Source organism: Frankia torreyi, assembly GCF_000948395.1.
Lineage (GTDB): Bacteria > Actinomycetota > Actinomycetes > Frankiales > Frankiaceae > Frankia > Frankia torreyi.
In genome coordinates, this window is record NZ_JYFN01000128.1 from 1 (window position 1) to 3,981 (window position 3,981).

Genomic DNA, 3,981 nt, shown 5'->3' on the forward strand with positions numbered 1-3,981 from the left:
GCTGCGGATCCCGCCCGTCGGCCTGGCGGACCCGGTCGCGCAGGGTGTCGTGGACCCGCGCCCACGTCCCGTCCGCGGTCCAGTCCCGAAACCACCGGTAGGCCACGTCCCACGGCGCCAGGTCATGCGGCATCCGCCGCCACGAACACCCCGCTCCCAGCACGTACAGAATCGAGTCGATCACCAGGCGTCGGTCGTACTTCAACGGGGCACCACCGCGGCACGGGTCCCGCACGGGCAACAGCGGTCCGATCACCGCCCACTGCCCGTCCGTCAACGACGTGTCGTAGGCGGCCTTACACGAACAGACACACACCGGTCCGATCGTGNCCGGAANCTCCCCGCGGGCACCCCACGACACGCCATCCCACCAGCACCATCACATTCCGAACATCCCCAGTTACCCAACACCCTCTAAGCCGCGGGCCGTCACCTCGGCCGTCACCTCGGCCGTCACCGCCTCGGTGCTCGCTCGGTTCCTCAGTCGTCGTCGCGGAAGTGCACTGTCACGCGGTCGGTGTCGGACGGCCAGGCGGGTACCCGCAGCACCGCCCGGTGCGCCGCCTGCCCTCGAGGGGTCACCGCGACCTCGACCGAGCGGTCGCCCGCCGGGATGTGCAGATCCGCACCGGTGATGAAGCCGATCCCGAAATAGTCGGGGATCGGAGCCATGACGTCGGAGACACCGTCGGCATCGCGATCGAACAGGTACACGGCAAGGGCCAGTTTGGACCGCGGGGCCACCCCCGGGCTCAGGACATTTGTCCCGTCGACGGTGAGGATGTCACTGTCCCCGCCCTGGTCGCCCCACCATTCCAGGCCTCGGCTCACGACGAGATCGGTCTGTTTCGCGTCGGTCTTCATGCCACCGCCGATCTCCTGGTCCGGCCGGCTGGTCAGAAGGCGGACGAGTCGATCGGTGCGGCGGAAGGGCTGGTAGTAGAAATGATGGACGGGCTCCCCGGACCGGACGACGGCGAACTCGTAGGTGGCGGTGCCATCCGCCCGGAACGGGCCCCAGGAGCCGTCGGCGGCCAAGGTGAAAAGGCCCCTGAGCCCCTTCGGCAGGCGCTTACCCGTCTTCGGGTCGAGCTGGTAGACCTCCAGGCGGGCCTTGGCGACGCCGGTGTTCGCGGGAAAAAGCAGCGCGCGGCCGGAGATCTCGATCTGCCCCTTCTCCGCGACGACGTCGGTGGTGAACGGCTCGGTCCCGGTGAGGAAGCGGAACATCTCCCGGAAGGTACCCGTCGACGTCAGCAGGCGGTTGCGCTCCTGGTCGGGGAAGCGGACATTGCTCGCTCCGGGCACCCGGCGGGTGGGATCCCCGGTGCCCCAGACGGTGAGCATCGGCACTCCCCGGGGCGGTCCGCTCGCCAGGGAGCCCTCCACGCTGATCAGATGCGCGACCCGGCCCGCCCGCGATGCGGAGCTTGCCAGGTACCGCTCGGTGAGTTCGGCGCCCTCCGCCTGCCCGACCAGATCGACCTTCTTCGCCCCGGTCGCCCGGAGCAGGTCCTGGATCTTCGTGTCAAGCTGCGGAAAGACCTTGTCCAGTGGATTTCCCCAGGACGACGCGTCGTAGTCGAAGGCGGATATCCGGTCGGCCGGGTATCCGTTGCTGGTGAACCGCTGCGCCTGCGACTCGAACTGGTCCCCCGAGCCGAGGGTGCCGTGAACGAACAGCAGTGGCAGGCGTGCGGCGTCCGGCGGACCCACGGGGCCCGCCACCTCCCGGGCGAGCGCCGCGGAGCGGGCCTGCGCGGAGGCGGAGCCCTCGCCGGTGGAACAGGCGGCCGCCACCGCGGCGAGAACCACCGCGGCCGCCAGGCCGAACCAGCGTCCGCGAGGCATGCGACGCCCCTTTCCCTGCGGGATGTTCGGCGGCCGCGGCCGGCCGCCACCGGGAATGCTCCGCTCATTACGTTACAGAAGGGCATGAACCCGACGGGGCGGGGCTGAATCGCCCGGTCGAACGGCAAAAGCTATCGTTTTCGGCCGTCGCCGCCGGCCACTCGCGGCAGGGTGTGGCGTCCGTTGGGGAAGCGGTGAGAACGTCCGGTCCGGGCGGATGGACGTCCCGGAGGACCACGCGTCCCACCGACTCGCCCCCACCGACTCGCCCCCACCGACTCGCCCCCACCGACTCGCCCCCACCGACTCATCGGCGGGTGACGTGGCCCGGGCACCCGACCGCGGTCGACGGTCACGGCCGTCCCACAGCCCCACCCGATCCGCTCGGGTTCCGGACCCTGCAGCGATCCGACCCGACCCGATCCGACCCGATCTGGTCGGATCCGATCCGACCGGATCCGACCTGATCCGATGCGATGCGCTCTGATCCGGGAGGATCTGCGGCCCCGGTGGGGGCGCGGCCGTAAAATGGGATGCGGATAGTGCCCCATGCCTGTCATGATTTCCGGGTGGACGCTGCGGGCGACGACATTCCCTGGCAACGAATACGACCCTCCGAATCCTCGGCCGGCGATATCGGGAGCGCCGCTCGGGGCGAGCCGGGCCGGCACGCGGGGCTGCGTTCCTACCTGGGTTTCGTCGGCACCTTCAAGGGCTCCCTGCTGGTCGTGGTCGCCTGTTTCGCGGTCTCGAACGTGGCGCTCGCGATCCTGCCCGTCTTCATCGGGAGGTTCGTCCAGTCGCTGGCCCATGCGACGGAGTCCACCGACGGGGTGTACCGGTACGCGGCCATCCTCATCGGCTGCAACATCCTCCACGACCTGACCTGGCGAACCGGCGAGCTCACGTACCTCCGCCTGCTGAACGACCGGGGCTACGAGTACGAGAACATTCTCTTCCGCAGCGTCATCAACGAGCGCTACCCGTACTTCGTCGGAAAATTCACCGGCAAGATCAGCAGCTACATCGCATCGTTGGGCCGTGAGTTTCGGGAGATTCTGGAAACCACCTGCTTCACCTATGTGGAGCAGGCTATCCGAGTGCCGTCAATCGTCATAATAATGTTTTCCGTCAACGTCTACTCGGGGCTCACCTTCCTGGTGGCCGTGCTGCTGATGATGGCCATCGGCCGGCATACCGTGAGCCGTTCGTCACGGGCGGAGAAGCGGCTCGCGGACGAGGTCTCCGAGATGGACGGGTACGTGATCGACGTCATCGCGAACTTCGTCAGCGTGAAATCGTTCCGGCAGGAGGCGGCCGAGTACGAGCAGGTGATCCGACGCCGCCGCACGGTCATCGCGGCCGCCCGCAGCTCGTACTTCTGGACCGTCGTGTTCTGGGCCTCGATGTCCCTCGTGGTGCGCTACCTGGTCTGGCCGGTCTCGATCCTGCTCAACCTCCATCTGTACCTGACGGGCGAGCTGAGTCTGGCGCAGTTCACGACGTTCCTCTCGGTGCTGGTGATGTTCTCGGACTTCATCTGGGGCACGGTCTGGGAGATCGCGGAGCTGAATCTCCGCCTCGCGCGGGTCGAGGAGGCCTACCGCTACCTTTTCGCCGGCCGACCCGTCACCGCGGATCGGCCGGCTGCGCTGGCAGGGACGCCCCCGGTGGCCGTGCCGGAAGCGCCGGGGCGGTTGGAGTTCCGTGGGCTGTCCTTCGCCTATCCCGAGAACGACGGCAGGCCGGTGCTCGCCGGCATCGATCTGACGATCGAACCGGGCGAGAAGATCGGCATCGTGGGCCGCAGCGGAAGCGGCAAGACGACGCTCGTCAAGCTGCTGCTCGGCTATTACCCGCTGCCGGCGGACATCGTCCGGTTGGACGGCCGCCCGACGTCGAACTACGCGCTCGCCGCGGGAATCTCCTACGTCCCGCAGGACACCACGCTGTTCCACCGGTCCATTCGGGACAACATCACCTATGGGACGGCCGCCGCGGCCACGCAGGAACAGGTCGAGTCGGCGGCGCGACGGGCCAATACCAGGAACTTTAGGTTCGGATCAGGACTGTGACCACGGTGGGCGGCGGTCCTGCGAGGTGCTTGTCGATCGGCTTCTTGGCGGGGAA

General features: G+C 68.2%; 3 protein-coding genes. 1 reads left to right on the top strand and 2 read right to left on the bottom strand.

Annotation, left to right across the window (positions count from 1 at the left end; translation table 11 throughout):
• Window positions 1–316: transposase (locus FF36_RS31050; protein WP_044888777.1), on the bottom strand; the 316-nt coding region annotated here is incomplete at its 3' end.
• 164 nt (window positions 317–480) lie between these two features.
• Window positions 481–1,851: a lipase gene (locus tag FF36_RS31055; RefSeq protein ID WP_044888776.1), complete on the bottom strand. Its 1,371-nt coding sequence runs from the start codon at window positions 1,849–1,851 to the stop codon at window positions 481–483.
• A 569-nt stretch (window positions 1,852–2,420) separates the two neighbouring features.
• Between FF36_RS31055 and FF36_RS31060 the strand changes: the two genes are divergently transcribed.
• Window positions 2,421–3,926 (top strand): ABC transporter transmembrane domain-containing protein, encoded by a 1,506-nt coding sequence (locus FF36_RS31060; protein ID WP_242423006.1) that lies wholly within the window; start codon window positions 2,421–2,423, stop codon window positions 3,924–3,926.
• Window positions 3,927–3,981: the final 55 nt, after the last annotated feature.

Bases quoted from the DNA above. Each gene is read 5' to 3' on its own strand.
- FF36_RS31055 (WP_044888776.1), bottom strand. From the start codon at position 1,851: ATGCCTCGCGGACGCTGGTTCGGCCTGGCGGCCGCGGTGGTTCTCGCC.